This is a genomic window from Amycolatopsis pretoriensis, from assembly GCF_900107925.1.
GTDB classification, from domain to species: Bacteria; Actinomycetota; Actinomycetes; order Mycobacteriales; family Pseudonocardiaceae; genus Amycolatopsis; species Amycolatopsis pretoriensis.
The window spans coordinates 541,386-566,596 of record NZ_FNUJ01000003.1 but is presented as its reverse complement, the minus strand read 5'-3'; the positions used below and the strand labels follow the sequence as shown (position 1 = coordinate 566,596).

The 25,211-nt window shown below is 70.8% G+C and carries 31 protein-coding genes and 1 pseudogene; 16 read left to right on the top strand and 16 right to left on the bottom strand.

Annotated features, from left to right (window positions below; genetic code table 11):
- Nucleotides 1-63: 63 nt before the first annotated feature.
- Nucleotides 64-1,242, top strand: a complete 1,179-nt coding sequence (locus BLV96_RS15155; RefSeq protein WP_086674914.1) for a cytochrome P450 — start codon at nt 64-66, stop codon at nt 1,240-1,242.
- Nucleotides 1,243-1,570: 328 nt separating this feature from the next.
- On the opposite strand, the gene BLV96_RS15150 is transcribed toward BLV96_RS15155, so the two are convergent.
- Entirely contained in the window at nt 1,571-2,017 is a 447-nt protein-coding gene (locus tag BLV96_RS15150; protein ID WP_244180233.1) for an Rv3235 family protein, read from the bottom strand.
- A 231-nt stretch (nt 2,018-2,248) separates the two neighbouring features.
- On the opposite strand from BLV96_RS15150, the gene BLV96_RS15145 reads away from it, so the two are divergent.
- The gene (locus BLV96_RS15145) at nt 2,249-2,623 is read left to right on the top strand and encodes an HAD-IA family hydrolase (RefSeq protein ID WP_086674912.1); all 375 of its coding nucleotides are present in this window, start codon (nt 2,249-2,251) and stop codon (nt 2,621-2,623) included.
- 3 nt (nt 2,624-2,626) lie between these two features.
- Here BLV96_RS15145 and BLV96_RS15140 read toward each other — a convergent pair whose 3' ends face one another.
- On the bottom strand, nt 2,627-3,388 hold the full coding sequence (locus BLV96_RS15140) for a TrmH family RNA methyltransferase (protein ID WP_086674911.1): 762 nt from the start codon (nt 3,386-3,388) through the stop codon (nt 2,627-2,629).
- A gap of 34 nt (nt 3,389-3,422) precedes the next feature.
- Between BLV96_RS15140 and BLV96_RS15135 the strand changes: the two genes are divergently transcribed.
- The 3 genes and pseudogenes from BLV96_RS15135 to BLV96_RS15125 all read left to right on the top strand — a co-directional run.
- A complete protein-coding gene (locus tag BLV96_RS15135) occupies nt 3,423-4,829 on the top strand; it encodes a WS/DGAT/MGAT family O-acyltransferase (RefSeq protein WP_091389186.1) in 1,407 nt (468 codons plus the stop codon).
- Nucleotides 4,826-5,317 carry a DUF6912 family protein gene (locus BLV96_RS15130; protein WP_086675282.1) on the top strand — a complete coding sequence of 164 codons (492 nt, stop codon included), beginning with the start codon at nt 4,826-4,828 and terminating at the stop codon, nt 5,315-5,317. The genes BLV96_RS15135 and BLV96_RS15130 overlap by 4 nt, the downstream gene beginning before the upstream one ends.
- A 222-nt stretch (nt 5,318-5,539) precedes the next feature.
- Nucleotides 5,540-5,746 (top strand): annotated as a pseudogene (locus BLV96_RS15125) (transposase); the annotation flags it as partial.
- Between the two features lie 184 nt (nt 5,747-5,930).
- Here BLV96_RS15125 and BLV96_RS15120 read toward each other — a convergent pair.
- From BLV96_RS15120 to rsgA, 4 genes are all read right to left on the bottom strand, one after another.
- A complete protein-coding gene (locus tag BLV96_RS15120; protein WP_086675283.1) occupies nt 5,931-6,818 on the bottom strand; it encodes an NAD-dependent epimerase/dehydratase family protein in 888 nt (295 codons plus the stop codon).
- A 33-nt stretch (nt 6,819-6,851) separates the two neighbouring features.
- Entirely contained in the window at nt 6,852-7,592 is a 741-nt protein-coding gene (locus BLV96_RS15115) for an SCO4651 family lipoprotein (protein WP_086675284.1), read from the bottom strand.
- 63 nt (nt 7,593-7,655) lie between these two features.
- Entirely contained in the window at nt 7,656-8,546 is an 891-nt protein-coding gene (locus BLV96_RS15110; protein ID WP_086675285.1) for an SCO4651 family lipoprotein, read from the bottom strand.
- A gap of 101 nt (nt 8,547-8,647) precedes the next feature.
- The gene (gene rsgA, locus BLV96_RS15105) at nt 8,648-9,670 is read right to left on the bottom strand and encodes a ribosome small subunit-dependent GTPase A (RefSeq protein ID WP_086675286.1); all 1,023 of its coding nucleotides are present in this window, start codon (nt 9,668-9,670) and stop codon (nt 8,648-8,650) included.
- A gap of 115 nt (nt 9,671-9,785) precedes the next feature.
- On the opposite strand from rsgA, the gene BLV96_RS15100 reads away from it, so the two are divergent.
- The 3 genes from BLV96_RS15100 to BLV96_RS15090 are packed head-to-tail and all read left to right on the top strand — an operon-like array spanning nt 9,786 to nt 11,918.
- On the top strand, nt 9,786-10,544 hold the full coding sequence (locus BLV96_RS15100) for an SOS response-associated peptidase (RefSeq protein ID WP_086675287.1): 759 nt from the start codon (nt 9,786-9,788) through the stop codon (nt 10,542-10,544).
- Complete coding sequence (locus BLV96_RS15095) at nt 10,541-11,149, top strand: alpha/beta hydrolase family protein (protein WP_086675288.1); 609 nt, start codon at nt 10,541-10,543, stop codon at nt 11,147-11,149. The genes BLV96_RS15100 and BLV96_RS15095 overlap by 4 nt, the downstream gene beginning before the upstream one ends.
- A gap of 7 nt (nt 11,150-11,156) precedes the next feature.
- Complete coding sequence (locus tag BLV96_RS15090) at nt 11,157-11,918, top strand: phosphotransferase (protein ID WP_208608231.1); 762 nt, start codon at nt 11,157-11,159, stop codon at nt 11,916-11,918.
- 11 nt (nt 11,919-11,929) lie between these two features.
- On the opposite strand, the gene ybaK is transcribed toward BLV96_RS15090, so the two are convergent.
- Nucleotides 11,930-12,409 (bottom strand): Cys-tRNA(Pro) deacylase, encoded by a 480-nt coding sequence (gene ybaK / locus BLV96_RS15085; protein WP_086675289.1) that lies wholly within the window; start codon nt 12,407-12,409, stop codon nt 11,930-11,932.
- Between the two features lie 193 nt (nt 12,410-12,602).
- On the opposite strand from ybaK, the gene BLV96_RS15080 reads away from it, so the two are divergent.
- Both BLV96_RS15080 and rsrA read left to right on the top strand, forming a co-directional pair.
- The gene (locus BLV96_RS15080) at nt 12,603-13,226 is read left to right on the top strand and encodes a sigma-70 family RNA polymerase sigma factor (protein ID WP_086675290.1); all 624 of its coding nucleotides are present in this window, start codon (nt 12,603-12,605) and stop codon (nt 13,224-13,226) included.
- Entirely contained in the window at nt 13,223-13,543 is a 321-nt protein-coding gene (gene rsrA / locus BLV96_RS15075; protein ID WP_086675291.1) for a mycothiol system anti-sigma-R factor, read from the top strand. Before BLV96_RS15080 ends, rsrA begins: the two co-directional genes overlap by 4 nt.
- 63 nt (nt 13,544-13,606) lie before the next feature.
- Here rsrA and BLV96_RS51545 read toward each other — a convergent pair whose 3' ends face one another.
- A complete protein-coding gene (locus BLV96_RS51545; protein WP_370444718.1) occupies nt 13,607-13,681 on the bottom strand; it encodes a 50S ribosomal protein bL37 in 75 nt (24 codons plus the stop codon).
- 101 nt (nt 13,682-13,782) lie between these two features.
- Here BLV96_RS51545 and BLV96_RS15070 point away from each other — a divergent pair, with 101 nt between their 5' ends.
- Both BLV96_RS15070 and BLV96_RS15065 read left to right on the top strand, forming a co-directional pair.
- On the top strand, nt 13,783-13,995 hold the full coding sequence (locus tag BLV96_RS15070; RefSeq protein WP_086675292.1) for a biotin/lipoyl-binding carrier protein: 213 nt from the start codon (nt 13,783-13,785) through the stop codon (nt 13,993-13,995).
- Between the two features lie 2 nt (nt 13,996-13,997).
- Nucleotides 13,998-15,518 (top strand): sensor histidine kinase, encoded by a 1,521-nt coding sequence (locus BLV96_RS15065; protein WP_086675293.1) that lies wholly within the window; start codon nt 13,998-14,000, stop codon nt 15,516-15,518.
- Nucleotides 15,519-15,857: 339 nt separating this feature from the next.
- On the opposite strand, the gene BLV96_RS15060 is transcribed toward BLV96_RS15065, so the two are convergent.
- Together BLV96_RS15060 and BLV96_RS15055 are read right to left on the bottom strand one after the other, a co-directional pair.
- Complete coding sequence (locus BLV96_RS15060) at nt 15,858-16,112, bottom strand: WhiB family transcriptional regulator (RefSeq protein ID WP_043777259.1); 255 nt, start codon at nt 16,110-16,112, stop codon at nt 15,858-15,860.
- 275 nt (nt 16,113-16,387) lie between these two features.
- Nucleotides 16,388-17,314, bottom strand: a complete 927-nt coding sequence (locus tag BLV96_RS15055; protein WP_086675312.1) for a diacylglycerol/lipid kinase family protein — start codon at nt 17,312-17,314, stop codon at nt 16,388-16,390.
- Between the two features lie 311 nt (nt 17,315-17,625).
- On the opposite strand from BLV96_RS15055, the gene BLV96_RS15050 reads away from it, so the two are divergent.
- Nucleotides 17,626-18,096 (top strand): hypothetical protein, encoded by a 471-nt coding sequence (locus BLV96_RS15050; RefSeq protein ID WP_086675294.1) that lies wholly within the window; start codon nt 17,626-17,628, stop codon nt 18,094-18,096.
- Here BLV96_RS15050 and BLV96_RS15045 read toward each other — a convergent pair.
- On the bottom strand, nt 18,093-18,575 hold the full coding sequence (locus BLV96_RS15045) for a GNAT family N-acetyltransferase (protein ID WP_086675295.1): 483 nt from the start codon (nt 18,573-18,575) through the stop codon (nt 18,093-18,095). The genes BLV96_RS15050 and BLV96_RS15045 overlap by 4 nt on opposite strands.
- 1 nt (nt 18,576) lies before the next feature.
- Nucleotides 18,577-19,167, bottom strand: coding sequence for an acid phosphatase (locus tag BLV96_RS15040; RefSeq protein WP_086675296.1), 591 nt, complete (start codon nt 19,165-19,167; stop codon nt 18,577-18,579).
- Between the two features lie 83 nt (nt 19,168-19,250).
- Between BLV96_RS15040 and BLV96_RS15035 the strand changes: the two genes are divergently transcribed.
- The gene (locus tag BLV96_RS15035; RefSeq protein ID WP_086675297.1) at nt 19,251-19,724 is read left to right on the top strand and encodes a hotdog fold domain-containing protein; all 474 of its coding nucleotides are present in this window, start codon (nt 19,251-19,253) and stop codon (nt 19,722-19,724) included.
- Here BLV96_RS15035 and BLV96_RS15030 read toward each other — a convergent pair.
- Nucleotides 19,721-20,389 (bottom strand): hypothetical protein, encoded by a 669-nt coding sequence (locus tag BLV96_RS15030; protein ID WP_086675313.1) that lies wholly within the window; start codon nt 20,387-20,389, stop codon nt 19,721-19,723. The genes BLV96_RS15035 and BLV96_RS15030 overlap by 4 nt on opposite strands.
- Nucleotides 20,390-20,525: 136 nt before the next feature.
- Here BLV96_RS15030 and BLV96_RS15025 point away from each other — a divergent pair, with 136 nt between their 5' ends.
- Complete coding sequence (locus tag BLV96_RS15025) at nt 20,526-22,136, top strand: GMC oxidoreductase (RefSeq protein ID WP_086675298.1); 1,611 nt, start codon at nt 20,526-20,528, stop codon at nt 22,134-22,136.
- Here the strand turns inward: BLV96_RS15025 and BLV96_RS15020 are convergent.
- The 3 genes from BLV96_RS15020 to BLV96_RS15010 are packed head-to-tail and all read right to left on the bottom strand — an operon-like array spanning nt 22,126 to nt 23,627.
- Nucleotides 22,126-22,560 (bottom strand): MarR family winged helix-turn-helix transcriptional regulator, encoded by a 435-nt coding sequence (locus BLV96_RS15020; RefSeq protein WP_086675299.1) that lies wholly within the window; start codon nt 22,558-22,560, stop codon nt 22,126-22,128. The genes BLV96_RS15025 and BLV96_RS15020 overlap by 11 nt on opposite strands.
- Entirely contained in the window at nt 22,557-22,970 is a 414-nt protein-coding gene (locus tag BLV96_RS15015) for an SRPBCC family protein (protein ID WP_086675300.1), read from the bottom strand. The genes BLV96_RS15020 and BLV96_RS15015 overlap by 4 nt, the downstream gene beginning before the upstream one ends.
- 51 nt (nt 22,971-23,021) lie before the next feature.
- Entirely contained in the window at nt 23,022-23,627 is a 606-nt protein-coding gene (locus BLV96_RS15010; protein WP_086675301.1) for a dTDP-4-dehydrorhamnose 3,5-epimerase family protein, read from the bottom strand.
- A 359-nt stretch (nt 23,628-23,986) separates the two neighbouring features.
- On the opposite strand from BLV96_RS15010, the gene BLV96_RS15005 reads away from it, so the two are divergent.
- Nucleotides 23,987-25,168 carry an NAD(P)-dependent malic enzyme gene (locus BLV96_RS15005; protein ID WP_086675302.1) on the top strand — a complete coding sequence of 394 codons (1,182 nt, stop codon included), beginning with the start codon at nt 23,987-23,989 and terminating at the stop codon, nt 25,166-25,168.
- Nucleotides 25,169-25,211 lie beyond the last annotated feature (43 nt).

Genomic DNA, 25,211 nt, shown 5'->3' with positions numbered 1-25,211 from the left:
GTTTCCGGAGCCGGGGTGCGTGCTTTCGCGCGCACCCCGGTTCTTTCGTGAGGGGACGAGAAAGTGGATCCGCAGGAGTTCTTCGCGCTGTTCGCCGCCGAGCGGCGGCCGGACCCGTACCCGGCGTACCGGGAATGGCGCGAGCGGTTCCCGGTGGCGCGGTTGTCCGAGCAGATGTTCGCGGTCAGCGGCTTCGCCGAGGCCACGCAGGTGCTGCGCGATCCGGCGTTCGGCCACCCGGAACCGGAGTACCTGGATCCGGCGGACCGGCTTCCGGACCAGCCGGTCGACGAGTCGGGACGCGTGGTCCGGGCGTTCCTGTCGCTGAACCCGCCCGACCACACACGGCTGCGGCGGCTGGTCGCGAAGGCGTTCACCCCGCGGATGGTCGAGCGGCTGACACCGCGGATCGAGGAGCTCACCGCGTCGCTCATCGACGGCGCCGGCGAGTCGTTCGACGTGATGACCTCGCTGGCGAAGCCGTTGCCGGTGGAGGTGATCGCGGAGCTGCTGGGCGTGCCGTTGGACGACCGCGAGCGGTTCGCGGAGTGGTCGCACGCGATGGCGCGGGCGCTGGACCCGTCGTTCCTGCAGCACCCGGACACGATCGAGCCGGCGGTGAAGGCGCGGCAGTCGTTCGTGGCGTACTTCCGTGAGCTGGCGGAGCAGCGCCGCGGCTCGCCGGGCGACGACCTGCTGTCGGCGCTGGTGGCGGTGTCCGACGCGGGCGACGTGCTCAGCGAGGGCGAACTGCTGGTGACGTTGACGTTGCTGCTGATCGCCGGCCACGAGACGACGACGAACCTGATCGGCAACGGAGTCTTGGCGCTGCTGCGCCACGGAGGTGTCGTCGCGGCGGATCCGGAGCGGGTGGTGGAGGAGGTGCTGCGCTACGACTCCCCGGTCCAGCTGACGGCCCGGACGGCGTTGCGGGACACGGAGCTGGGGACGGTCGCGGTACCGGCGGGCAGCCAGGTGATCGTCCTGATCGGAGCGGCTAACCGCGACCCGGCAACGGGCCCGGAAACGTTCGACCCGTCGCGCGCGCCAGGGCGCCATTTGGCGTTCGGCCAGGGAATCCACTTTTGCCTGGGAGCACCCCTGGCACGGCTGGAGGGTCGCATCGCGTTTGGCGAGCTGGCGCGCAGGCTGCCCGGACTGAAGCTGGCAGGCGACCCGACCTGGAACGCGACAACGACATTGCGCGGGTTGGCAACGCTGCCGGTCGTGAGCGGTAAGTAGGGTTACAACCCTCCTGAACACTCACGACTTCGGGCTTTGGGGGCCGGCCCGAGCGCCCCAATGTGGCCTTGGTTGCGTCTCACGCACCCAATGTGGCCTTCGGTGCGTCAGACGCACCGAAGGCCACATTGGGGCGCTCGGGTCCGGCGATGCTCGGGCTGAGCAGCGCGGACCGCATGCATCGCCGGCTCGCCGACGGCCGGCGCGCCGGTCTGCCGGGTGCTGGACCCGACCGCCGCATGTCGCCGGGCTTCGGCGGTGCTCGGGGTCGAGCGGGCGCGCCACCCAAGCCGCGGGCGCGGCGGTGCTCGGGCTGAGCGGGCCCCTCTCACGCCGCCGCCTGCCGGGGTGTCCGCCGGGCCGGACCGCTCGGCTTGAGCAGCGCGAACCGCACGCACACCCAACCCGCCGGCGTGCGCGTGAAGCGGGCCGCCAGTGCGAACGACCGGCCGTCCGCCTCCACGCGGGTGCACGCCTCGATCACCTCCGGCGCCGGCGTGCACGTGTGGACGCGGCACAACCGGTGCCGTGGCCGCGTCCACCTCGGCCCGCTCAGACCCGCGTACACCTCCGGCGCCACCAAGCCCCGGATCTGCGGCACCGGGCGGCGCCCGTCGTAGGCCTCCAGCAGCATCGTCAGCAGCCGGCCCACCTCGCTCGCCTCGAGCTGCCGGGGCGAGGGCCACCGGGCGTCACCCCCGCGGTTCCCGTGCGGAGGCACCGCCGGCGGACGTTCGGCCCGGCGCGGCACTTCGGCGTGGATCAGCGTTCTCACGCGGTGTTCCTCGGTCATTTCCTCCCCTCCCGGGCGCGGCATTTCGCCGTCGCCACCGCTTAGAGGGAGGAACGGGCCGGAAAGGCGACGGGAATCGCCCGATTCGGCAAAGAACCGCCGAAGCGATGGATTCGCGCGAGCACGTGCGGTAAGCGCCATGTCGCGTTGTTGCGCTATGCGAGACAACGCGTCGCCGCCCCGGCTATGGTGTGCCGGGTGCTGAAGGGGTTATTGGTCGATTTCGCCGGAGTTCTCACGGATCCCGACGCCGGCCGCTTCTACGACTACCTGGCCGCGGCGCGCGAGCGAGGCGTCCGCACCGCGCTGCTGTCCAACGCTCCCGGGGCGTCGGCCGAGGTCAAGAACACGATGTTCGACTATTTCGACGCCCTCGTGTTTTCCGGCGAGGTCGGTGTCGCCAAACCGGATCCGGCGGTCTACCTCATCGCGGCCGAACGGCTCGGCGTGCCCGCCGTGCGCTGCGCGTTCGTCGACGACTCCGCCGCGAACATCCGCGGCGCCGTCCAGGCGGGCATGGTCGGCGTGCACCACCGGACGGTCGAGGAAACGCTCACCGAGCTCGGCGTGCTTTTCCCGGACGGGTGAGTGTCAGCGGGCGCGGCGGACCAGTTCGAACGACAGGACCGCCGCCGCGGCTGAGACGTTCAGCGACTCGACGTCACCCGGCATGGGAATCGACACCCATTCCGTGACGAGCTCGCCGACTTCGCCGCCGACCCCGGCCGTCTCGCCGCCGAGCACGAACGCGGCGCGCTGCGGCAGGTCGACGTCGAACACGGTCGTGCGCGCCGACGCGCCCAGCGCGTAAAGGCCGTACCCGGCTTCGCTGAGCATTTCGGCGGCTTCGCGAGCGGAGCCGCACCGCAGCACCGGCGCGCGGAAGGCGACGCCGGCCGAAGCCTTGACCACCAGCGGGTCCAGCGCCGCGACGCCGCGCCGCGGCACGATCACGCCGTCGAGCCCGGCGGCGGTCGCCGTCCGCAGGATCATGCCGACGTTCGCGGGCGTGGTGATGCCGTCGAGCAGCAGCACCCGCGACGGCGGCCGCCGATCGGCCAGCGCCGCGGACAGCGCCCGCATCCGCGGCGCGACGACGTCGGCGAGCACGCCCTGGTCCTGCTTGCCGTTGCCGGCGAGCACCTTGACCCGGTGCGCGCTGGCGCGCTGCACCGGCACGCCGGCGTCCTTCGCGGCGCGCTGGATCTCCGCGGCGCCGGGGCCGCGGGCGGTGTCGGCGAGGATCACCTTGTCCACGCGCAGGCCGGCGTCGGCCAGCGCTTCGAGCACCGGCTTCCGGCCGTACACCGTAAGAAAGCGATCTTTCGGCGAGATCGTCGACTCATCACCCACACCGGGCAGTCTCGCACTGTGCGACGATCGCCTCATGCCCGACCGCCTTTCCGCGCTGGACGCCTCGTTCCTCTACGTCGAGGACCACGCGACGCCGATGCACGTCGGCGGGGTGGCGATCTTCGAGCGGCCGCGGTCCGGGTTCGGCTACCCGCAGCTGCTCGACCTCATCGGCGCGCGGCTGGCGTACCTGCCGCGGTACCGCCAGCGCGTGGCGGAGGTGCCGGGACACCTGGCGCGGCCGGTCTGGGTGGACGACGTCGACTTCGACCTCAACTACCACGTCCGGCGTTCGGCGCTGCCCCAGCCGGGCAGTGACGAGCAACTGTTCGACCTGGTCGCACGCCTGATGTCACGGCGGCTGGCGCCGGAACGGCCGCTCTGGGAGGCGTACTTCATCGAGGGCCTGGCCGGCGACCGCGTCGCGTTGGTGACCAAGACGCACCAGTCCGTTGTGGACGGTGTCGGCACGATCGAGCTCGGCCAGCTCATCCTCGACCCGACCCCGGCCGAGCCGGAGCCGTTCGAGGACATCTGGACGCCGCGGCGCGAGCCGAGCCGCACGCAGCTGGTGCTGGACGCGGTCAGCGAGGGTGTCCAGCGGCCGGGCGAGGTCGTCGAGAACGTCCGGTCGGCGGCGAACGACGCGTTCGCGGCGGCGGGCAAGTTCGCCGAGACGGTCGGCGGGGTGGCGTCGACGCTGCGCACGCTGGTGAAGCCGGCGCCGACCGGCCCGCTGAACGTCCGGGTGTCCGGCGGCCGCGTGTTTTCGGTGGTCCGCACGCGGCTGGAGGACTTCCGCAAGATCCGCGCGGCGCACGGCGGCACGGTCAACGACGTCGTCCTGGCGGCGATCACGGGCGCGCTGCGCGAGTGGCTGCTTTCGCGCGAAGAGCAGGTGACGCCGACGACGACGATCCGCGCGCTGGTGCCGCTGGCGGTCCGCGACGCGGAGACGGCGGAGTACTCGACCCCGGCGCTGGTCGGCAACCAGGTGGCCGCGTACCTGGTGGACCTTCCGGTCGGCGAGCCGAACGCGGTGCTGCGGCTGCAGCACATCGGCCACGCGATGGCCGAGCACCTCGATTCAGGGCGCCCGGTGGCCGCGCGCGGGCTGCTCAAGGTGGGCGGGTTCGCCCCGGCTACGCTCCATTCCCTCGGCGCCCGGGCGGCGGGGTCGCTGTCGGGGCGCATCTTCAACGTCATGGTGACGAATTCACCGGGCCCGCAGGTGCCGATGTACGCGGGAGAGGCCAGACTGGTCGAGATGTTCCCGGTCATGCCGCTGATGCGCACCCAGGCGCTGGCGATCGGGGTGACGTCCTACCACGGTGGCGTCTACTTCGGACTGAACGGCGACCGCAAGGCCGCGTTCGACGTGGACCTCGTGGCCGGGATGATCGAAGAGTCCCTGGAAGAGCTGAAGGGTGCGCACTGGTGAGGGTCTATCTGCCTGCGACCATCGCGATGCTTCGCGACCTCGAGTCCTCGGGGGAGTTCCGCGCCCGCAGCGGAACGGCGTTCGCGTTGACGCCGGCGTTGCGCGAGGCGTACGTGAGCGGTTCGGACGAGGAGCTTGAGTACGCGGCACTGCTGGACGCGGCCCGGGCCTCGTTGCGTTTGATCGCGGCGGAGGAGAAGGGCGAGCCCCGCCGGGTAGTGATTTCGGCGGACGTCGAGGGCGTGACGTTGCGGCCCGACCTGGACGCCCCGGTGGTCCGGATAGGCGGCCCGATCCCGCTGTCGGCGGTGGCGGCGATCCACGTGGACGCGGCCGAGGCGGCCGACGCGGTGGCAGCCGCGGCGGCGGTGATCGACGCGGCGGACCTCGGGGACCCGGACGCGGAGTTCACTTTGGGGGACGCTGAGGACCATGAATTGGCTTGGTACGCGCCGCAGGAATTGCCGTTCTTGCTGGAGCTGCTCTGAGTTGTCCACAGGTGAGTAGACCTGTGGACAACCTTGCAACACCTGAGTGTTCAGGAGTTGCCTCATGTCCAGCCGGGATCGAGACCGGGCCTTGCGCGGTGTCGTGCGTGGTCCTGATCGGCGTAGCGTAAGTTACCGGACCGCGAAACGCTGGCGGGCTTAGGCGGCCCAGGCCACAGCGCCGCCGCCGGTGGAGCGGCGGCCGCGGATGGCCACCCGATGGTGATGATCAGCGACCGGCACGCACCCTGGCAACGCGGCTCGAACGAGAACACCAACGGCCTGTTGCGCCAGTACTTCCCCAAAGGCACCGACCTCTCGGTGCACACCGCCGCGCACCTCGATGCCGTCGCCACTGAACTCAACGACCGCCCCAGAATGACCCTCGACTGGGACACACCCGCCGAACTCATGACACGGTTACTCAACACCACCCAGGGCTGTGCGCGTGCGCCTTGCTGCTCGGGCCCGCGGCTTCGAGCCCCGGCGTTGTTGAGGCCACGTCACCGTCGGAGTGAGGGTCCAGAGCTGCGGCAGGCGCCCTATCAATGATCGAGACCCGCGCCGCGGCGACAGCGGAACAGGCCTTGCGCGGGCCCCGAGAGCAGCCGCGTCAGTCCTCCGTGAACCACTCCGGGCCCGGCACCGGCCGTTCGCACTTCCATCCGGTCGCATCCATCAGCTTCTCCGAAACCACCCGCTGCGACCGCCCCATCGGCTCGGCCAACGAGATCCGCGAGACCAGCCACTTCGGCAATGCCCGGGCCCGTCGCACCCCAGCGGCCTCGGCCAGCACCGCCCCCAACTCACCCTTGAGCACCGGCGGCGCTCCCACGTTGTAAACGCCCGAAGGCGCGTCCAAAGCCGCCACCGCCGCCGCGGCCGCATCGCTCGGGTGGATCGCCGTTGTCCAGTCTGAACGCGATCCCATGATCAACGGCGCTCCGCGGCGGGCCGCCGCCAGCAGCGCCGCGGTCATCGCGTCCGTTCCCAGTAGCGTCCCGATCCGCAGCCGCACCACCGTGCGGTCCTCCAAAGCCGCCACGTTCGCGTGCGCCGTCACCGATGAAGCCGTCACCCCGCGAGGCCGCAGCGGTGCGTCCTCCGCCAAGAGCGCCGCGCCCCCGTCCGCGTACACGAACGAGATCCCCTCCTGGACCACGACGCGCACCTCGTCGACCTGCCGGACCGCCGCCGCCAGCGCCGCGCTCCCCGCCACCCGGACCCGGTCGTTCTCCGCCCACGCGGACGCGCGAGTCATCTTCTGCGGAATCCGCGTCGCCAGGTTCAGCACCGCGTCATGTCCGCGCAACGCCGTCACCAGCGAAGGCGTCGAAAACAGATCGCCCACGACCGGCTGCGCACCCGTCGCGCGCACGGACTCCACCCGTGAATCGGACCGCGCCAAGCCGCTCACCGAATACCCCGCCGCCAGCAGGCGGGCCACCGCCGGCCGACCCAGTACGCCCGTTGCCCCGATCACCATCACTCGCTTGCTCATACGGCCTGGACGAGACCGCGAGCCGAAACGTGACTAGCCCACTTCACCCGGGGGTGGCGGCTGGACGTCGACGGGCACACCCCAGTCCGAATACCGCGTCGTGATGCGGGCGTCGGAACCCTGCAGGATCGGCGAAAGGTCCAGCACGATCTGCAGCGGCCGGTGCGAATCGTCGAGCCACAGCTCCACCGGGAACTTGCCCAGCGAGCCCGCGGGCAGACCCGCCGGCAGGTCCGCGCCCAGGCGCGCCAGGTCCAGCTCGACGCGGTAGTGCTCCGCCGTCACCCCGTCCAGCTGCCCGCGCTCGGCCGAGACGATCGCGCCCGCCGTGCGGATCTCGCCCAGCGTGTGCGCCGGGTCGTTCTGGGCCGCCAGCTGCGCCAGGCTGCCGCCGAGCACCTGGGAGAACGGGTCGGTGCCGTCCGCCGCGACCGCCACCCACGGCTTGCCCGTGCCGACCTCGTCGCGCGATCCCTCCGGCACCTTCGCGTACAGCTTCCCCGCCACCTGACGCAGCTCCATCGGCTCGCCGATGAAGTCGGTGGTCAGCACCTGCGTCGTCCCGCCCGCGCCGAACTTCGCCTGGCCCTGGCTCTTCGACCGGACCTGGCCGACCGCGACGTCCGTGCCGAACTTCGCCGAGCCGCCGCTCGTGGTGGCCGCCGTGGCGGCGTCGGCCAGCGCCCGCGCGTCGGCGAACGCCGGTGGCTGTGACGGGGTCGTGCACGAGCCGGCGAACAGGGCGAGGACCAGCACGGCGGCGGCTTTGCGCATGGCGCAACAAAAACACAGCGGCTCCCCCGAACCCGTTCGGGGGAGCCGCTTTTACTCAGAGTCTCAGCGACCGGCCTTCTTCATCAGCTCGCCGAAGTCGACGACCTGGTCGGCCGGCGGGGCCGTCACGTCGACCGTGGTGCCCCAGTCGCTGTACTTCATCGTGAACTTCGCGTCCCCGGCCGGCGCGCCCAGCGCCTGCATCATCGGACCCTGGTCCATGGTGACCTGCACCGGCAGGTTGTCCTTGTCCAGCCACAGCTCGGCCGGGATCTTGAGGTCCTTGCCCTTGAGCTTCTCGTTGATCTGGTCGCGCGCGGCGGCCGGGACCTGGCCGGTGAACTGGTCGATCGCCTTCGCGACGTCGAGTTCCACCTTGTAGTGGTTGACCTTCTCGCCGTTCAGCTCGGTCTGGTCGGACGAGATGATCCGGCCGGCCTTCGAGACCTGGTCCAGGATCTTGCTCGGGTCGCTCTGGTCCGCCGACTGCGACATCGCGGTGCCCATCGCCTGCGAGATCGGGTCCGTGCCGTCGGCCGAGATCTTGGCCCACGCCTTGTCGGTGCCCATCTGCTTCTGCTGGTCGGCGGGCAGCTTGATGTACATGACCTTGTCGACCATGCGCATCTCGGTGGTCTCACCGGCGGTGGTGGTCGACATCGAGAACTTGGTGTTCGCGCCGTCGAAGGCCATCGCGCCGCTCGCGCTGAGGGTCTGGCCGGCGGCCGAGCCCTCCATGGTGAACTTCGCCGACTTCGACTTCTCGGTGCCCTGCTTGGACGCCGAGGCCAGCGCGATCGCGTCGGTGAACGGCGAGGCGAGGCCGCTGCCGCCCTCGGCCTGGGTCTGGCTGCCGGCGGCGGCCGGCTGGGCGGTGCCGGAGTTGCCACTGCACGCCGTCAGCGTCAGCGCCAGCACGGCGGCGCTGGCGGCGACCAAGGTGGTCTTGCGCATCGAATTCCCCTCAGAGTCGGATCTTCCGCTCGGCATATCGCCCGAACGGGCGAATGATTACATCTCTGACGGTGACGATCCGCAATCGGTTCCCGGTTGTCTCAGGACTCTGTGACCCGGGTCACTTCGTGGCCGCCGCGCGAGGCCAGCAGGCGCCGCAGCGACGCGAGCCGTTCGGCGCCCGCCCGGCCTTCGGTGACGACGTCGTCGAGCGCGCAGTCCGGGTCTTCGGGCGGCCCGAGGTGCCCGCAGCCCGATGGGCACTCCTCGGCGGCTTCGGCGAACTCCTCGAACGCGTCGACGATGTCGTCCGCGGTGACGTGGGCCAGCCCGAACGACCGCACGCCGGGCGTGTCGATCACCCAGCCGCCGTCCGGCAGCGGCAGCGCGACCGCCGCGACGGACGTGTGGCGCCCCTTGCCGACACCGCTCACCACGCCGACGGCCAAGTCGGCGGCCGGGACCAGGCGATTGACCAATGTCGACTTGCCGACACCGGAGTGACCCACCAACGCCGTCACACGGTCCTTCAGCAGCTCGTCGAGGCCTTCGGGCTCTTCGTCGTAGCGGCTGACGATGACCGGGATGTCGAGGCCCGCGTAGCCGGCCAGGAGCTCGTCCGGGCTGGCCAGGTCGGCCTTCGTTAAGCACAGCACCGGCTCGACGCCGCCCGCGTAGCAGGCGACCAGGCAGCGGTCGATGAAGCCGGTGCGCGGCGGCGGGTCGGCGAGCGCGGTGACGATCAGCAGGCGCTCGGCGTTGGCGACGACCAGCCGCTCGTACGGGTCGGTGTCGTCCGCCGTGCGCAGCAGCGAACTGGTGCGTTCGTCGACGCGGACGATCCGGGCGAGCGTGTCCGGCTTGCCCGAGACGTCGCCGACGATCCCGACCCGGTCGCCGACGACCACCGGCGTCCGGCCCATCTCGCGGGCCCGCATCGCGGTGATCACCCGCTCGGGATCGGCGTCGACGGCGCAGGTCCAGCGGCCGCGGTCCTTGCCGATGACCATCGCGGTGACGGCGTCGGCGTGCTCGGGACGGCGCTTGCTGCGGGGCCGGGTGCCCTTGCCCGGACGCACGCGGACGTCGGACTCGTCCAGCCTGCTCCAGTCGTTGCGCGCCAAACCCTCGTCCTCTCGTGCGCCGGTGCCACCCGAATGATCCCACGTCACTCGCCAGGGCCCTGGCCTGCGTGTAACGATGGCGTCCCGGACGTATCCGGCAGGCAAGGAGGCACCCATGTGCGGCCGCTATGCCGCCACGAAGGACCCGGCGAAGCTGATCGAGGAGTTCGAGGCGATCGACCTCACCGAGGGGCACGCGCGCGCGGACCACAACGTCGCGCCGACGAAGAACGTCGTCACGGTCGTGCAGCGGCACCCGCGTGACGACGAGGGCGAGGTCCTCGAGGACGAACCCGCCGAGCGTTCGCTGCGGATGATGAAGTGGGGCCTGGTGCCGTTCTGGGCGAAGGACCCGTCGGTCGGCTCGCGGATGATCAACACGCGCGCCGAGACCGCGGCCGAGAAGCCGGCCTTCCGCCGCGCGCTGGTCTCGCGCCGCTGCCTGGTGCCCGCCGACGGCTGGTTCGAGTGGCGCCGCACCGGCAAGGAGAAGGAGCCGTTCTACATGACGGAGCCGGACGGCTCCTCGATCGCGTTCGGCGGCATCTGGGAGACCTGGCACCCTAAGGACGACAAGGACGCGGCGCCGCTGATCACGTTCTCGATCATCACGACCGACGCGGCGGGCCAGCTGACCGACGTCCACCACCGGATGCCGCTGATCGTGCCCCGCTCGCACTGGGACGGCTGGCTCGACCCGGACCGCGAAGACGTCAAGGATCTGCTGGTCCCGACACCGGACGACATCGTGGCGTCGCTGGAGCTGCGGCCCATCTCGACGCTGGTGAACAACGTCCGCAACAACGGACCCGAGCTGCTGGAGCGCGTCGACCCGGCGAACGAGGACGCTCTGTTCGACGTGCCGAAGTCATGACGGCCGTATCGGTCGATACAGCGTATGGCCCCGCGCGGGTGTATCTGCACTGCGCGGAGGAGGGCGACGCGGTGCTGATGCTGGGCCACGGCGCGGGCGGCGGCCTCGGCGCGAAGGACCTGGTGGCGGTGACGCGCGCCGCGCAGGCGGCCGGGGTGCACGTGGCGCTGGTCGAGCAGCCGTACCGGGTGGCCGGCCGCCGCGCGCCGGCCCCGGCGAACCAGCTGGACACGGCGTGGTTGACGGTCGCCGACGAGCTGTCGGAGCGTTTCGACGCACTGCCGCTGGTGTTCGGCGGCCGGTCGTCGGGAGCCCGGGTGGCCTGCCGGACGGCTTCGGCCGGGCAGGCGGTGGCGGTGTTGTGCCTGGCGTTCCCGGAGCACCCGCCGGGCAAGCCGGAGAAGACGCGGCAGCCGGAGCTGGACGCGGTCGAAGTGCCGGTGCTGGTGGTGCAGGGGGAGCGGGATCCTTTCGGCCGGCCGGCCGCGGGTCCGCACCACGAGATCGTGATGGTGGACGGCGACCACAGCTTGTCGAAGGACCTGGAGACGGTGTCCCGGGCGGCGACCGAGTGGTTGTCCCGGGTGCTGCGCCCGCTGGCCTGAGGAACGCGTGACGGAAATCCCGCTGACCGGCGGCAACGTCAGCGCCGGTGTGGTCCGGGTCGGCGACACCGTACGGCGCCCGGCCGGTCCGTGGACGCCCTCGGTGCACGCGCTGCTCGGCCACTTGCACTCGGTGGGGTTCCCCGGCGCACCCCGGCCGCTGGGCCTCGACGAGCGCGGGCGCGAGGTGCTCGAGTTCATCGACGGCGACGTGCCCTGGCCCGGTCGCGTCGACCTGCTGCTCCCCGACGCGGCGGTGGTCGCTGTGGGCGAGCTGGTCCGGGACTTCCACGACGCCGTGGCCGGCTTCGTCCCGCCCGCGGACGCGGCGTGGCAGGTACTGATGCCCGCGGACGGTGCCGAGATCGTCGCCCACCACGACCTCGCGCCCTGGAACCTCGTAGCGGGCCGGGGACGCTGGGCGTTCATCGACTGGGACACCGCCGCGCCGGGGACCCGGCTGTGGGATCTGGCGTACGCCGCGAACGGCTTCGCGCTGCTACCCGAAGGAGCGGGGGTGGCCGAAGCCGCCAGGCGCATGCGGCTGATGGCCGATGCCTACGACCTCACGGAAGCCCAACGCCACGAGCTGGTGGACCTGCTGGGCCCGCGGGCCCGTGCGATGCACGACTTCCTGGGCGCACAGAGCGCGGCGGGAACCGAGCCATGGCGGAAGCTCTGGGACACCGGCCACGGCACGCACTGGCGCCGTCGCGCCGACCACCTCGACCGGCACCGCGACGCCTGGCTGCGGGCGTTGCTCGGGTGAGCCGGCCTGGCTCAGGGGGCCGCGATCGGCGCCACGACCGCGTTGGTCAGCCGGATCAGGTCCGCGGGGGCCAGCTCCACTTCCAGGCCACGACGTCCCGCTGAGCAATACACTGTATCGAATGAATACGCTGTCTCGTCGACCACCACCGGCAGTCTGCTCCGGTGCCCCAACGGCGAGATCCCGCCCAGCACGTAACCGGTAGCCCGCTGCGCCGCCGCCGGGTCGGCCATCTTCGCCTTCTTGCCGCCCGCCGCGGCCGCCAGCGCCTTCAAGTCCAGCTGGCCCGTGACCGGGACCACGCCCACCACCAACCGGCCGTCCACCTCCGCGACCAGCGTCTTGAACACGCGGGACCGGTCCAGCCCGAGCGCCTCCACCGCCTCCAGCCCGTACGACTCCGCGCGCGGGTCGTGGTCGTACGCGTGCAGCTCGTGCGCCACCTTCTGCTTCCCCAGCAACGCCGTCGCCGGGGTGCCCTTGCCAGCCATGCGGCGGAGTCTAGGGAATGCCCGCGTGACCCGATCGGTTGTACGGGGCGTGACCACAACCCTCGCCACCACACGCTCTCGCAGCCGCCGCCGCCCTGAGGCACCGGCGAACCGCGGTGTGCCCGGCCCCCGCGTAAACTCGGGTCCGCCGTATGCGCGTACGCGCATCGACGCCGAGCGGGAAGGGAACGGTTTGCCGAGCACGCAGAACTCAGCGCCGGAAGAAGCGACCGAAGCCGAGCGCGCCGAGCGCTTCGAGCGGGACGCCATGCCGCTGCTCGACCAGCTGTACTCGGCCGCGATGCGGATGACGCGCAACCCCGCCGATGCCGAGGACCTGGTCCAGGAGACCTACCTGAAGGCGTACGCGGCTTTCGCCTCCTTCAAGGCGGGCACGAACCTCAAGGCGTGGATGTACCGCATCCTCACCAACACCTACATCAACGGTTACCGCAAGCGGCAGCGCCAGCCGGTGCAGCAGCCCACCGAGGAGATCACCGACTGGCAGATCGCCAAGGCGGAGAGCCACACCTCCAGCGGGCTGCGTTCGGCCGAGGTCGAGGCGATGGACAACCTGCCCGACACCGACGTCAAGGCCGCCCTGCAGAAGCTGCCCGAGGAGTTCCGGCTGGCCGTCTACCTGGCCGACGTGGAGGGCTTCGCGTACAAGGAGATCGCCGAGATCATGGACACGCCCATCGGCACCGTGATGTCCCGCCTGCACCGCGGCCGCGCCCAGCTGCGCGACCTGCTCGCCGACGTCGCCCGCGAGCGCGGGTTCGTCCGGGGTGCCCAGGAGGAGGTGGCGGGGCGATGAGCGACATGTGCGAGGGCTCGTCGGACAAGGTCCGCTGCGAGGAGGCACTCGCCGACATCTACCTGCTCCTCGACCGCGAGTGCAGCCCCGAGCGCGACGCCGCGCTGCGCGCCCACATCGAGGACTGCCCGCCGTGCCTCGAGGAGTACGGCATCGACGAGCACATCAAGCAGCTGCTGGCCCGCAAGTGCGGCGGTGACCACGCCCCGGCCGAGCTGAAGAGCCGGCTGCGCGCGTCGATCCGCCAGACCGTCGCCACGCGCGGCGGCGTCACCGTCGAACGCACCGAGATCACCCTCGAGCAGCGGTCCGAATAGCGCCTGAGCACGACGAAGGCCCCCGCGCAGGTGCGCGGGGGCCTTTTGCGTGCCGGCGCCGGCTCAGGAGTTGGGCTTGCCGCCGTGGTTCGCGGCGTTCTTCTTCCGGCTGCGACGCTTGCGGGCGCGCTTCGACATGTTCACTCCTCGTCGTCAAAGCTGGTCAACCTCTCAAGTGTGTCATGACGTCCCGTTCTGGTTGGATGGGGTGGCCGGGCGAGCGCGAGGAGGGGTGCCGGATGGCCGAGATCAGGGCCGAAATGGTCGGCACCGTGCTGGAGGTCGTCGCGGAGCCGGGCGCCGCGCTGGCCGCGGGGGACACCGTGCTGATCCTGGAGTCGATGAAGATGGAGCTGCCCGCCGTGAGCGAGAAGGCGGGCACGCTGACCAGCCTCGTCGTCGCGAAGGGTGACCGGGTCCAGCAGGGTGACGTCCTCGGGACGGTCGAGTAACCGTGTCCACGCTCGCCGAACTGCTCGCCGACAACACCGGCCTCCCCGGGGAGGCGGCGGACCACCTGCAGACCGTCGTCGCGGAGTGGCAGCTGCTGGCCGACCTGTCGTTCGCGGACTTCCTGCTCTGGGTCCCGGTGACCGAGGAGCTGCAGCCCGACGGTGGCGACTTCGTCTGCGTCGCGCACGCGCGGCCGACGACGGCGCCGACCGCGCACCCGGAGGACGTCGTCGGCACGCGGTTCACGGTGGAGGAGCACCCGCAGCTGGCCAAGGCCATGCGCGAGGTGCGGATCTGCCGCGAAGAGGACCCGCACTGGTACCGCGACCTGCCGATGCGGCGTGAGGCGATCCCGGTGCGCTTCCACGACACCGTTATCGCCGTGATGAGCCGCGAGACGAACCTCGCCGCGCCGCGCGTGCCGTCGCCGCTGGAGATCGCGTACCTGGGCAGCGCGGGCGACCTGTGCCAGATGATCGTCGACGGCACGTTCCCGCCGAACGGCAGCAACGCGACTGACACGCACACGTCCCCGCGGGTGGGTGACGGCCTGATCCGGCTCGACTCGAGCGGCACCGTGGTGTTCGCGAGCCCGAACGGGTTGTCCGCGTACCACCGGATGGGGCACGAGTCCGACCTGGTGGGCACGCGCCTGGCGCCGCTGACGCGGTCGCTGATCCGCGACCCGTTCGACGCGACCGAGGTGTCCCACCGGATCATCGAGGCCCTCGACGGGAAGCCGTCGAGCCGCACGGAGGCCGATTCGCGCCGCGGCGCGGTGGTGCTGTTCCGCGCGCTGCCGCTGCGGCCGGCCGGACAGGCGGCGGGCGCGCTGGTGCTGGTCCGCGACGTCACCGAGGTCAAACGTCGTGACCGCGCGCTGCTGTCGAAGGACGCGACGATCCGTGAGATCCACCACCGGGTGAAGAACAACCTGCAGACGGTGGCGGCGCTGCTGCGCCTGCAGTCCCGGCGGACGACGTCGGAGGAGGCCCGGCTCGCACTGGCGGAGTCGGTGCGCCGCGTGACGTCGATCGCGCTGGTGCACGAGGCGCTGTCCATCTCGGTGGACGAGCGCGTCGACCTCGACAAGCTGCTCGACAACGTGCTGCCGATGGTCGGCGAGGTCGCGACGGCGGAGTCGCAGGTCGGGCTGACCCGCAAGGGCTCGTTCGGGGTGGTGGTCGCGGAGATCGCGACGCCGCTGGTAATGGTCCTGGCCGAGCTGGTGCAGAACGCGGTCGAGCACGCGTTCCCGGCGGGCCGGTCGGGCAAGGTCGAGCTGGTGGTGGAGCGGTCGGCCCGCTGGCTGGACGTCGTGATCCGCGACAACGGGCGCGGCCTGCCGGCGGGGTTCTCGCTGGAGCGCTCGGACGGGCTGGGCCTGCAGATCGTGCGGACGCTGGTGGAGTCCGAGCTGCGCGGGTCGCTTTCGCTGCGGAAGGTGCACGCGGAGACGTCTTCGCCGCGCGTGACGGGGACGGAAGCCGCTCTGCGCATCCCGCTGTCGCGGCGGCTTTAGCTCTTTCGGTCCGCCTCCGCACTGTCGCGTTTGGACTCGATCACCGCCGGGCATATCCGGTGCAGCGGAAGCGATCGGGTGCGGATCGCTTGGAGGGACACACGCTGAAGGCCCGGCACCCACTATCCCGGTGCCGGGCCGTTCAACGTTTTGCGGGAGGACTTGAAGTCCTGGTGAGGTTTCAGCACACCCGTCGTCAGGTGGTTTCGCCTCGGTTGTTAAGCTCGAACCGGGTAGGTATCACCCCAGACGAAGTGGGCACAGCAGTGCTCCGCCGGGAGGATTCCGCCGCGGTTCTGGTGTAGCTGTACTGCTTTAGAACTGTGTTGCTGAGAAACGTCAGGCGTTGGTACGCGTGCCGATGTGCGTACGGCGGCGCTTGAGCGCGCGTCGCTCGTCCTCGCTCATGCCGCCCCACACGCCGGCGTCCTGGCCGCTGGCCAGAGCCCAGGCCAAGCAGTCGGAAGCGGAGGGGCAGCGGTGGCACACGGCCTTCGCCTGAGCTACCTGCGACAGAGCCGGACCGCTGGTTCCCACCGGGAAGAACAGCTCGGGGTCCTCGTCTCGGCAGGCCGCGTCGTGGCGCCAGTCCATGTTCGTGAGCTCCTTACACATGGCGCGGGAGGGCCGCGCCACAGTCGTCAATGGCGGTCGTGTTCTCGGGTGCTTGTGAATGCTTTCACGAAGCACCGCTTTCGACAAGGGTTTTCGGAAGATCGGTGAGTCAGCTCACCCGGCCGAGCGACACGTCTGACCTGCGGTTTCTCTCCGAAGCAGCCACCCGAAGGGAAGGCTGATGCGGTGAGTGGGGGTTCTGCGTCGACGAACGGCAGATTGCACTTTGCCGCAGGCGATCAGCGGTCCCGTCGTCACACGATTACCGTGAGTGCGTTCGGGACGCTGAAGAATTCCACCCTGGTCCGCTGGCCGACGAGGTCGCCGTCCACCTGGAAGTTTACCGGTTCAGCTGCATCGATGCGGATCATCGGCACGTCGTCGTGACGCACGAGACGTTTCCCTTTTTGGTTGCTCTTCGTAGCCAAAGCGCGGCGTACATGCTTGAACACCGTCGGCAACCCGAGACCGTTCAACGCGAACAGGCCCAATCCCGTCTCGAACGAGCAACCCGGGTTGAGGTGCACCGGACGCTCGCCCAGGTAGCTCCACGGATCGGTGTTGGACACGAAAGCGGTCAGCGCCTCGACGGGGTCCTCACCCGGGACGCGGATGGTGAGGGCGGGCCGGCCCAGCGGCGGCCGGAAGTACGAGCGGACGGCGGCCCTCATGTAGAGGCCCGCGGTCGTCTGCTTGCCGCGGCGCTTCGCCACGCGGCCGACGACGTCGGCGTCCCAGCCGAGCCCGGAGTTGAAGGTGAACCAGTGCCCGTCGGCCAGGCCGAGGCCGACCCGGCGCGAGCGGTCGTTCTCCAGCGCGTGCAGCAGCTGGTGGGTCGCTTCGACGGGGTCGGACGAGATGCCGAGGGCGCGCGCGAAGACGTTGGCCGAACCGCCGGGCACGACACCGAGAGCGGGAACGCGCCCGATCTGCGTGGGATCGCCGTCCGCGTCGGCCAGCAGGCCGTTGACGACCTCGTTGACCGTGCCGTCGCCGCCGTGCGCCACGACCAGGTCGATGTCGTCCCGCGCGGCCGAGCGCGCGACGGCCATCGCGTGGCCGCGGTAGTCCGTTTCGACCACGTCGAGCTTCACCTGGCTGGCCAGGGCGTGCGCCAGGACGTCCCGGCCACCGGCGGTGGTCGAGGTGGCCTGGGGGTTCACGACGAGGATTGCGCGCACCACCGCAGGGTAGGTGACTTCCGGCGGCCCGAGAACCTTCCGGACCCGCATGGTGACGGGCGCAACCCTGACGAACAGCACCTTCGGGACCCTGTGCCGGGCGGCCCTCCTTCACGCGCGAGTGTCCGCTCGTCGTGACAAGTGCACCCGGGCCGACCGCCCGCTCATCGACGACTCCTGAATTCTCAGCGCCCGGGCGGTCCCGGGAAAACGGCCGACCGGGTGGCATACGATCGAATCAGCTCACGCACGGTGACTCGCCCTGGTCGAGTCCACTGTGCTCCCGCAAAGGACCCCCGGAAGGCCCCGCCGTGAAGCTCTCGCCCGCTCCCCGTGAGGTCCGCTGGGCCGGCGCGGTCACCGCGGTGCCGTCGCTCGCCCTGCTGGTGTTCGGGGTGGTCGTGCTGGTGAACGGACTGGGCACGCCCGCGCAGCCGGGCAACAACGTCTACGTCGAGTCGGGCACGTTCATCGTGGTGGCGCTGGCTTTCCTGGCCGCCTCGGCCGGGCTGGTCCTCGGGCAGACGTGGGCGCGCTCGCCGGGCGTGGTGATCGCGCTGATCGTGGTCGGTCTCGGCTGGTACCTGCTCGGCCCGTCGGGCGAGCCGGGGTGGGGCGTGCCGGTCGCGCTGTTCGGCATCGCCACGCTGGTGCTGCTGTTCTCGCGGCCCTCCCGGGCCTGGGCGCTGGGCCTGCGCGAAGGCGAGACGGAGACGGAAGCCGCCGAACGCGGTGGTCTCGCCGGCCGCCGCGCCGAGCGCGAAGGCCACGAAGAGGACTAAGCCTGGGCGGCCAGCGCTTTCAGGGGCTCGTCGGTCAGCCGGTTGACCGTCCACTCGTCCATCGGGACCGCGCCGAGTGCCTTGTAGAACTCCGTCGCCGGGTTCCAGTCCAGCACCGACCACTCGAGCCGCGCGTAGCCCTTCTCGACGCACTCCGCGGCCAGCGCCGCGAGCAGCGCCTTGCCCAGCCCGGACCCGCGGTGCGACGGCAGGACGAACAGGTCCTCCAGGTAGATCCCGTGCACCCCGCGCCAGGTCGAGTAGTTGAGGAACCACACCGCGAAGCCGGCGATCTCGCCGTCCACTTCGGCCACGTGCCCGAACAGCTTCGGCGCCTCGCCGAACAGCGCCTCGTGCAGCTGCTCGGCGGTCAGGTGGCACTCGTCCGGGGCGCGCTCGTAGTCGGCCAGCGCGTACGCCAGGCCGACGGCGGCCTCGACGTCGTCGGGGCGGATCCGGCGGATGCGGTCGTCGGGCACGTCAGTCCTCCAGGGCGGGCGGCAGGTTGAGGTGTTCGATCTGGGGTTCGCCGCGCTCGTCGCCGAGCACCGCGATGCCGGCCGCGTCGAGTCCGAAGTGGACGCCGGACGTCGCGGGCAGGCCGAGCCAGCGCGACACCAGCACGCGGCTGAAATGCCCGTGGCCGACCAGGATCACGTCGCCGGCTTCGGTGTCGCGCCGGGCACGCGCGAGCACGCGGTCCGCGCGGTCGGACACCTGCGAAGCGCTTTCGCCGCCGGGGATCGGGTGGGTCCACACCGTCCAGCCCGGCACGGTTTCGCGGATCTGCGGCGTGGTGATGCCTTCGTATTCGCCGTAGTCCCATTCGGAGAGGTCTTCGGTGACCTCGTCGACGCGCAGGCCGGCCAGCGCGGCCGTCCGCAGCGCCCGGGTCCGCGGGCTCGACAGCACCAGCGACGGTCCGCCGACCAGGCTCCGGAGCGTGCCGCCGGCGGCCAGCGCCTGCCCTTCGCCGGCCGGCGTCAGCGGGATGTCGGTGCGGCCGGTGTGCCGCCCGTTCACCGACCATTCGGTCTGGCCGTGCCGGAGGAGGAAGAGACGGTTCGCCACACGGGCGAATATATCCGGCGGTTTGCCCGGCGGCCGGTCGTCTGCTTAGCTACTGAACAGTAGCTTAGTTCGAGGAGACCCCGATGTCCGAGACGCCGACGTTCGCGCTGTGGCACAGGCTGGCCGCCAAGCCGGGCGGGAAACAGCTGTTCAGCGCCGCGATGTGCGTGCGCGTGCCGTACTTCCGGACGGTCCTGCCGTCGGTGCGCGAGCTGCGGCCCGGTCACTGCGAGGTCACCGCGCCGAAGTGGTGGGGTGTCTACAACCACATCCGCACGTTCCACGCGATCGCCGCCTGCAACCTCGCCGAGATCGCGATGGGCATGCTCGCCGAGGCGACCGTCCCCGGCACCCACCGCTGGCTGCCGAAGGGCATGAACGTCCAGTACGTCGCCAAGGCCGAGACGGGCCTGCGCGCGGTCGCCTCGCTGCCCGAGCTGCCGGAGTTCGGCGACGAGGGCTTCGAACTGCCCGTCCCGGTGACCATTTCGGACACGAACGGCAAGCCCGTGGTCACCGGGACGATCACGATCTGGGTGACGCCGAAGAAGCGTTAGAGCGGCTTGTACTGCACGTACGTCGTCTGGTGGAACGTGTTCTCGCCGGCCGGCGACGGCAGGCCCAGCCGGTGGTCGACGAGCTTGCCCAGCGGGCCGCAGCCGGTCGTCGCGGGCAGGGCCACATCCGGGTCGACGACGCCGAAGTACGCCGTTCGCGGGTTGTCCGAGATGACCCGCGGCGGCACGGCCGGGTCGTCGTGGACGATCGTGTGCAGTGGTTCGGCCGGGGTGCCGATCCGGCAGTTCTTACGCAGTAAGGGGTGCTGGACCACGGCGTAGACGTCGAGAGCTCCGCGCCGCTCGGCCGTGCTCAGGAAGTCGGAGTACCCGCCGTAGCGCAGCTGGATCGTCGCGCCGGGAACGCCGGGCAGACGCACCGGCTCGTGGCGCAGCGTGCCGAACACCTGCGCGTACTGGCCGTTCACCTTGCCTTCGCTGAAGGTCAGCCGCATCTCCCCGAGCGGCACCTCCCGGTCGTGGATCGTCAGTTTTCCTTGCGAGATGAAGGCTTCGCAGCGCCACGTGCCCGGGTCGGCGTTCGCGGGCGGCGCCGGGCAGTCGGTGAAGTCGAATGCCGGCAGCTCGTCCGCGGACGCCGTCCCGGGCGCGACCCCCAGTGCGGCCACGGCGACCGCGGCCACCCCCAGTGCGAGAAGTTTCATGCCGGTGAGCTTGCTCGCGCCGCCCGGCGCGGACATCCGGGATCGCCCCCAGGGGGAGGCCGGAAATTTCCCTCGACTGGGTGAAACGTGTTCCATTTAGTTAACGCCGTTTACTGATCTCCGGCATGCTCGGCCCATGTCTGCCTTCTCCCGCCGCCGGTTCCTCGGCCTCGCCGCCCTGAACTCCGCCGCCGCCCTCGGGCTGACCACGGTCTCGACGCGGCCCGCGGCCGCGTCGCCGCTCCCGGAGTACGCGCCGGCGGTGGTCATCGGCACCGGCTACGGCGCCGCCGTCACGGCGTTGCGGCTCGGCGAGGCCGGGATCCCGACGCTGATGCTCGAGATGGGCAAGCTGTGGACCACGCCCGGCGCCGACGGCAAGGTCTTCTGCTCGATGCTCGCGCCGGACGAGCGGGCGATGTGGTTCAAGGACCGCACCGAGGCGCCGCTGGCGTCGTTCCTCTGGCTCGATTTGGCCAACCGCGACATCGGACGGTACGCCGGCGTGCTCGACCGGGTGAACTTCGGCGACATGGCGGTGTACCTCGGCCGCGGTGTCGGCGGCGGATCGCTGGTCAATGGCGCGATGGCCGTGACGCCGAAGCGGTCGTACTTCGAGGAGATCCTGCCGCGCGTCGACGCCGGCGAGATGTACGGCAAGTACTTCCCGCGCGCGAACGCGGAGCTCGGCGTGAACGTCGTCGACCCGGACTGGTTCGAAACGTGCCGCTCGTACCAGTACGCGCGCGTCTCGCGGAAGGCCGCGCGCAAGACGGGATTCGACACGACCTTCGTACCGACCGTGTACGACACCGACTACCTGCGGCGCGAAGAAGCGGGCGAAGTCCCGCGCTCCGCGGACGCGTCCGAAGTCATCTACGGCAACAACCACGGGAAGCGCTCGCTCGACCGGTCCTACCTGGCCGCCGCGCTCGGCACCGGCAACGTGACCATCGAGACGCTGCGCGAAGTCCGCGAGATCCTCCACCGGCCCGACGGGACGTACACGCTGGTCGTCCGCGAGATCGACGAGCACGGCACCGTCCTGGGTACGCGGCACGTGAACACGAAGTACCTGTTCCTCGGCGCCGGCAGCGTCGGCTCGACGGAGTTGCTGGTGCGCGCCCGCGAGACCGGCCGGCTGCCCAAGCTGAACGATGCGGTCGGACAGGGCTGGGGCACGAACGGGAACGTCATGTGCGGCCGCGCGAACCACGTCTGGGACACCACCGGCAGCCTGCAGTCGGGCATGCCCGCGCTCGGCATCGACAACTGGGCCGACCCGGTGCACCCCGCGTTCGCCGAGATCGCGCCGGTGCCCGCCGGCCTCGAGACGTGGGTCAGCCTGTACCTGGCGATCACGAAGAACCCCGAACGCGGGCACTTCACCTACGACGCCGCGAGCGACTCGGCGAAGCTGCACTGGACGGCGTCGCAGGGGCAGCCGTCGATCGACGCCGCGAAAGCGCTGTTCGACAAGATCAACCGCGCGAACAAGACGATCTACCGCTACGACCTGTTCGGCGACACGCGCACGTTCGAGAACCGCTTCACCTACCACCCGCTGGGCGGCCTGGTGCTCGGCGACGCGACCGACGACTACGGCCGGGTGCAGGGCTACCGCAACCTGTACGTCACGGACGGTTCGCTCATCCCGGGCAGCACCGGCGTCAACCCGTTCGTGACGATCACGGCGCTGGCCGAGCGCAACATCGAGCGCGTGCTGGCCGAGGACCTCAGGGGCTGAGCTTCGCGAGCGAGTCGGTGAAGCCGTCGTCGACCTCCACGAAGAAGGACGCGTCGGCGGCTTCGACGTCCTTCAGTGCCTTCGCGACCAGCTCCAGGCCAGCCGGTGTGATCTCCAGCCGCTTCGCGCGGGCGTCCGCCGGGTCGTCGGCGCGGGCCAGCAGGCCGCGATCGGCCAGCTTGCGGACGACCTGGCTGGTCATCATCGTGTCCGTGCCGGCCTGCTCGGCCAGCTGCCGCTGCGTCGGTGGCACGCCCGAGCGGGTGAACCACCACGTGGTCGTGAGCAGCACGAACTGGACGTGCGTTAGGTCGTGCGGGGCCAGCGCGGCCCGCATCGCCCGCTGCCAGGCCAGCGTCACGCGCCACAGCAGGAAGCCGGGGCTGCGCTCGGGGCCGGGCAGGCGGGACGTCGGGGTGGTCATACCCGCGAGGATGCCTCAGCCAGCCGTGCGAGTGCGCGCATGGCGTCGGGAGTGTCCGACGTGACCTGCGGACCGAAGCCCTCCGGCCCGTCGATGGTGACGCGGTAGGTGATCCGCGTGCCGTCGTCGACGTCGGTCAGGACGTGCTCGAACCGCAGGAACGCGTCGGGCAGCCGGGTCTCGTCGGTGAAGCTGCGGCCCTCGGTGACCTCGGTCAGGGTGAACGGGATCGGCGGCATCCCGTCCATCGTCATGGTGCCGCTGGTCCCCACGGTGAACGTCCCGTCCAGGACCACCGAGCGGACGCCCGCGTCCCACTCGGGCCAGCGGCCGGTGTCGGCCCAGAGCGGCCAGATCGCGGCGGCGGGAGCGGTGGACGTCTCGGTGTGCTCGTACTCGTAAAGTGCCATGCGTGCATACTATATGTGCGCTGCCTATCGGCGCTAGAGGTCAGTTGGCGATCAGTGGGCGGAGCGCAGCTTGTCGTAGTACGCGACGCAGTCCTGGTACGACGGCAGCAGGCCCTGCTCCAGGGCTTCGGCGAGCGTCGGAGCGGTGCGGTCCTTCTCGGACAGGATCAGCTCGACGTCCGCGGGCCAGGGCAGGTCGAGCGCCGGGTCGAGCGGGGTGATGCCGTGCTCGCCGGTCGGGTTGTAGCCCTCGGAGCACAGGTAGGCCATCACCGTGTCGTCCTCGAGCGCGATGAAGCCGTGCCCGAGGCCTTCGGCGAGGTACGCGGCGTTGTACCGGCGCGAGTCGAGCTGGACGGCGTCCCAGGTGCCGAAGGTCGGCGAGCCGACGCGGACGTCGACGACGACGTCGAGCAGCGAGCCGCTCGCGCAGTAGATGTACTTCGCCTGGCCGGGAGGAGTGTCGGCGAAGTGGATGCCGCGGATCGCGCCCCGCCGGGACACGCTGTGGTTCGCCTGCGCGAGCCGCAGGGGGTGCCCGGTCGCTTCGCGCAGGACGTCCTCTTGGAAGGGGGCGACGAACAGGCCGCGCTCGTCGGGGAACGCCCGGGGGGAGAACTCGAAGGCGTCCGGGACGCTCAGCCGGCGGAATTCCATGGCGTCACCTTATCGGGCGGCTAAAAAACCGAACGGACGTCTTGGCAATTGCCGGAATAGGGGTGCGGATGTGACATCAGCCGCACCGAGGGGTCCCCCTCCGGACCGGACCTGTCACACTGATTGGACCGCCGCGTCCGCGGCCATCGCCAGACCCACGGCACCGATGGCCGACGTGACGCCTCGCCGACAGGCCGGCGCTACCGCGCTGGGCTGCCGTGCCGGGACACAACCACGGTTTCCCCTGCAGCCCGTGGTCCCAGCTCGCATGCCCAGGAGAAATTCCAGTGACCCAAGTCCGATCCGCGAGTTCCGTCATTCCCACTGGGGGAATGACGGAAACGACGACAGGAATCCCCATGAGCGACCCCACCGGTGCCGGAGCGCCGGTCACCGACGAAGAGATCTTCACCGGGCACGAGGGCGGCAAGCTCTCGGTGGCGGCCACCCGCCCGATTTCCAGCCCGCGTGACCTTTCGATCGCGTACACCCCGGGGGTGGCGAAGGTCAGCCGCGCGATCGCCGAGGACGCCGCCAAGGCCAAGCGGTACACGTGGGCGGACCGGCTCGTCGTCGTGGTGAGCGACGGGACGGCGGTGCTCGGCCTCGGCGACATCGGCGCGAGCGCGTCGCTGCCGGTCATGGAGGGCAAGTCGGTCCTGTTCAAGACCTTCGGCGGGCTCGACTCGATCCCGCTGGTGCTGGACACCACCGACGTCGACGAGATCGTCGAGACGATGGTGCGGCTGCGGCCGTCCTACGGGGCCGTCAACCTGGAGGACGTCTCCGCGCCGCGGTGCTTCGAGCTGGAGGACAAGCTCAAGGAGGCGCTCGACTGCCCGGTCATGCACGACGACCAGCACGGCACGGCGATCGTCACGCTGGCCGCCCTGCGCGGCGCCAACCTGGTCCTCGACCGGGCGATCGCCGACCAGCGCGTCGTCGTCTCGGGCGCCGGCGCGGCGGGGGTCGCGTGCGCCCGGATCCTGCAGGAGGCCGGCATCGGCGACGTCACCGTCCTCGACTCGCGCGGCATCATCCACGCCGGCCGCGACGGCCTGAACCCGGTCAAGGAACGCCTGGCCGCGACGACGAACAAGGCCGGCCTGAAGGGCGGCTTGGCGGAGGCGCTCGAGGGCGCGGACGTGTTCCTCGGCCTGTCCGGCGCGACGATCGACGAGTCCCTGCTCGGCCGGATGGCGGGCGGCGGCATCGTCTTCGCACTGTCCAACCCGGACCCGGAAGTTCACCCGGACGTGGCCGCGCGGTACGCGTCGATCGTGGCCACCGGGCGCAGCGACTTCCCGAACCAGATCAACAACGTGCTGGCGTTCCCCGGCGTGTTCCGCGGCGCGCTGGACTCCGGCGCGCGGTCGATCACCGAGGGCATGAAGCTGGCGGCCGCCGAGGCGATCGTGTCGGTGGCGATGGACGACCTGGGCCCGGACCGGATCGTGCCCTCGCCGCTCGACCCGCGCGTGGCCCCCGAGGTCGCGGCGGCGGTGGCGAAGGCCGCGGAAGCCGACGGCGTCACGGACTGACACGTCGATCCGAAAGCGGCACTTTCACGTGAAAGTGCCGCTT

What these genes read in the sequence shown, in the direction of transcription:
- BLV96_RS15135 (WP_091389186.1), top strand. Translation starts at nt 3,423, where the DNA reads ATGCCCGACCGCCTTTCCGCGCTGGACGCCTCGTTCCTCTACGTCGAG.
- BLV96_RS15120 (WP_086675283.1), bottom strand. Translation starts at nt 6,818, where the DNA reads ATGAGCAAGCGAGTGATGGTGATCGGGGCAACGGGCGTACTGGGTCGG.
- BLV96_RS15115 (WP_086675284.1), bottom strand. Translation starts at nt 7,592, where the DNA reads ATGCGCAAAGCCGCCGCCGTGCTGGTCCTCGCCCTGTTCGCCGGCTCG.
- BLV96_RS15110 (WP_086675285.1), bottom strand. Translation starts at nt 8,546, where the DNA reads ATGCGCAAGACCACCTTGGTCGCCGCCAGCGCCGCCGTGCTGGCGCTG.
- BLV96_RS15100 (WP_086675287.1), top strand. Translation starts at nt 9,786, where the DNA reads ATGTGCGGCCGCTATGCCGCCACGAAGGACCCGGCGAAGCTGATCGAG.
- BLV96_RS15095 (WP_086675288.1), top strand. Translation starts at nt 10,541, where the DNA reads ATGACGGCCGTATCGGTCGATACAGCGTATGGCCCCGCGCGGGTGTAT.
- ybaK (WP_086675289.1), bottom strand. Translation starts at nt 12,409, where the DNA reads ATGGCTGGCAAGGGCACCCCGGCGACGGCGTTGCTGGGGAAGCAGAAG.
- rsrA (WP_086675291.1), top strand. Translation starts at nt 13,223, where the DNA reads ATGAGCGACATGTGCGAGGGCTCGTCGGACAAGGTCCGCTGCGAGGAG.
- BLV96_RS15070 (WP_086675292.1), top strand. Translation starts at nt 13,783, where the DNA reads ATGGCCGAGATCAGGGCCGAAATGGTCGGCACCGTGCTGGAGGTCGTC.
- BLV96_RS15060 (WP_043777259.1), bottom strand. Translation starts at nt 16,112, where the DNA reads ATGGACTGGCGCCACGACGCGGCCTGCCGAGACGAGGACCCCGAGCTG.
- BLV96_RS15035 (WP_086675297.1), top strand. Translation starts at nt 19,251, where the DNA reads ATGTCCGAGACGCCGACGTTCGCGCTGTGGCACAGGCTGGCCGCCAAG.
- BLV96_RS15030 (WP_086675313.1), bottom strand. Translation starts at nt 20,389, where the DNA reads ATGAAACTTCTCGCACTGGGGGTGGCCGCGGTCGCCGTGGCCGCACTG.
- BLV96_RS15025 (WP_086675298.1), top strand. Translation starts at nt 20,526, where the DNA reads ATGTCTGCCTTCTCCCGCCGCCGGTTCCTCGGCCTCGCCGCCCTGAAC.
- BLV96_RS15020 (WP_086675299.1), bottom strand. Translation starts at nt 22,560, where the DNA reads ATGACCACCCCGACGTCCCGCCTGCCCGGCCCCGAGCGCAGCCCCGGC.
- BLV96_RS15015 (WP_086675300.1), bottom strand. Translation starts at nt 22,970, where the DNA reads ATGGCACTTTACGAGTACGAGCACACCGAGACGTCCACCGCTCCCGCC.
- BLV96_RS15010 (WP_086675301.1), bottom strand. Translation starts at nt 23,627, where the DNA reads ATGGAATTCCGCCGGCTGAGCGTCCCGGACGCCTTCGAGTTCTCCCCC.
- BLV96_RS15005 (WP_086675302.1), top strand. Translation starts at nt 23,987, where the DNA reads ATGAGCGACCCCACCGGTGCCGGAGCGCCGGTCACCGACGAAGAGATC.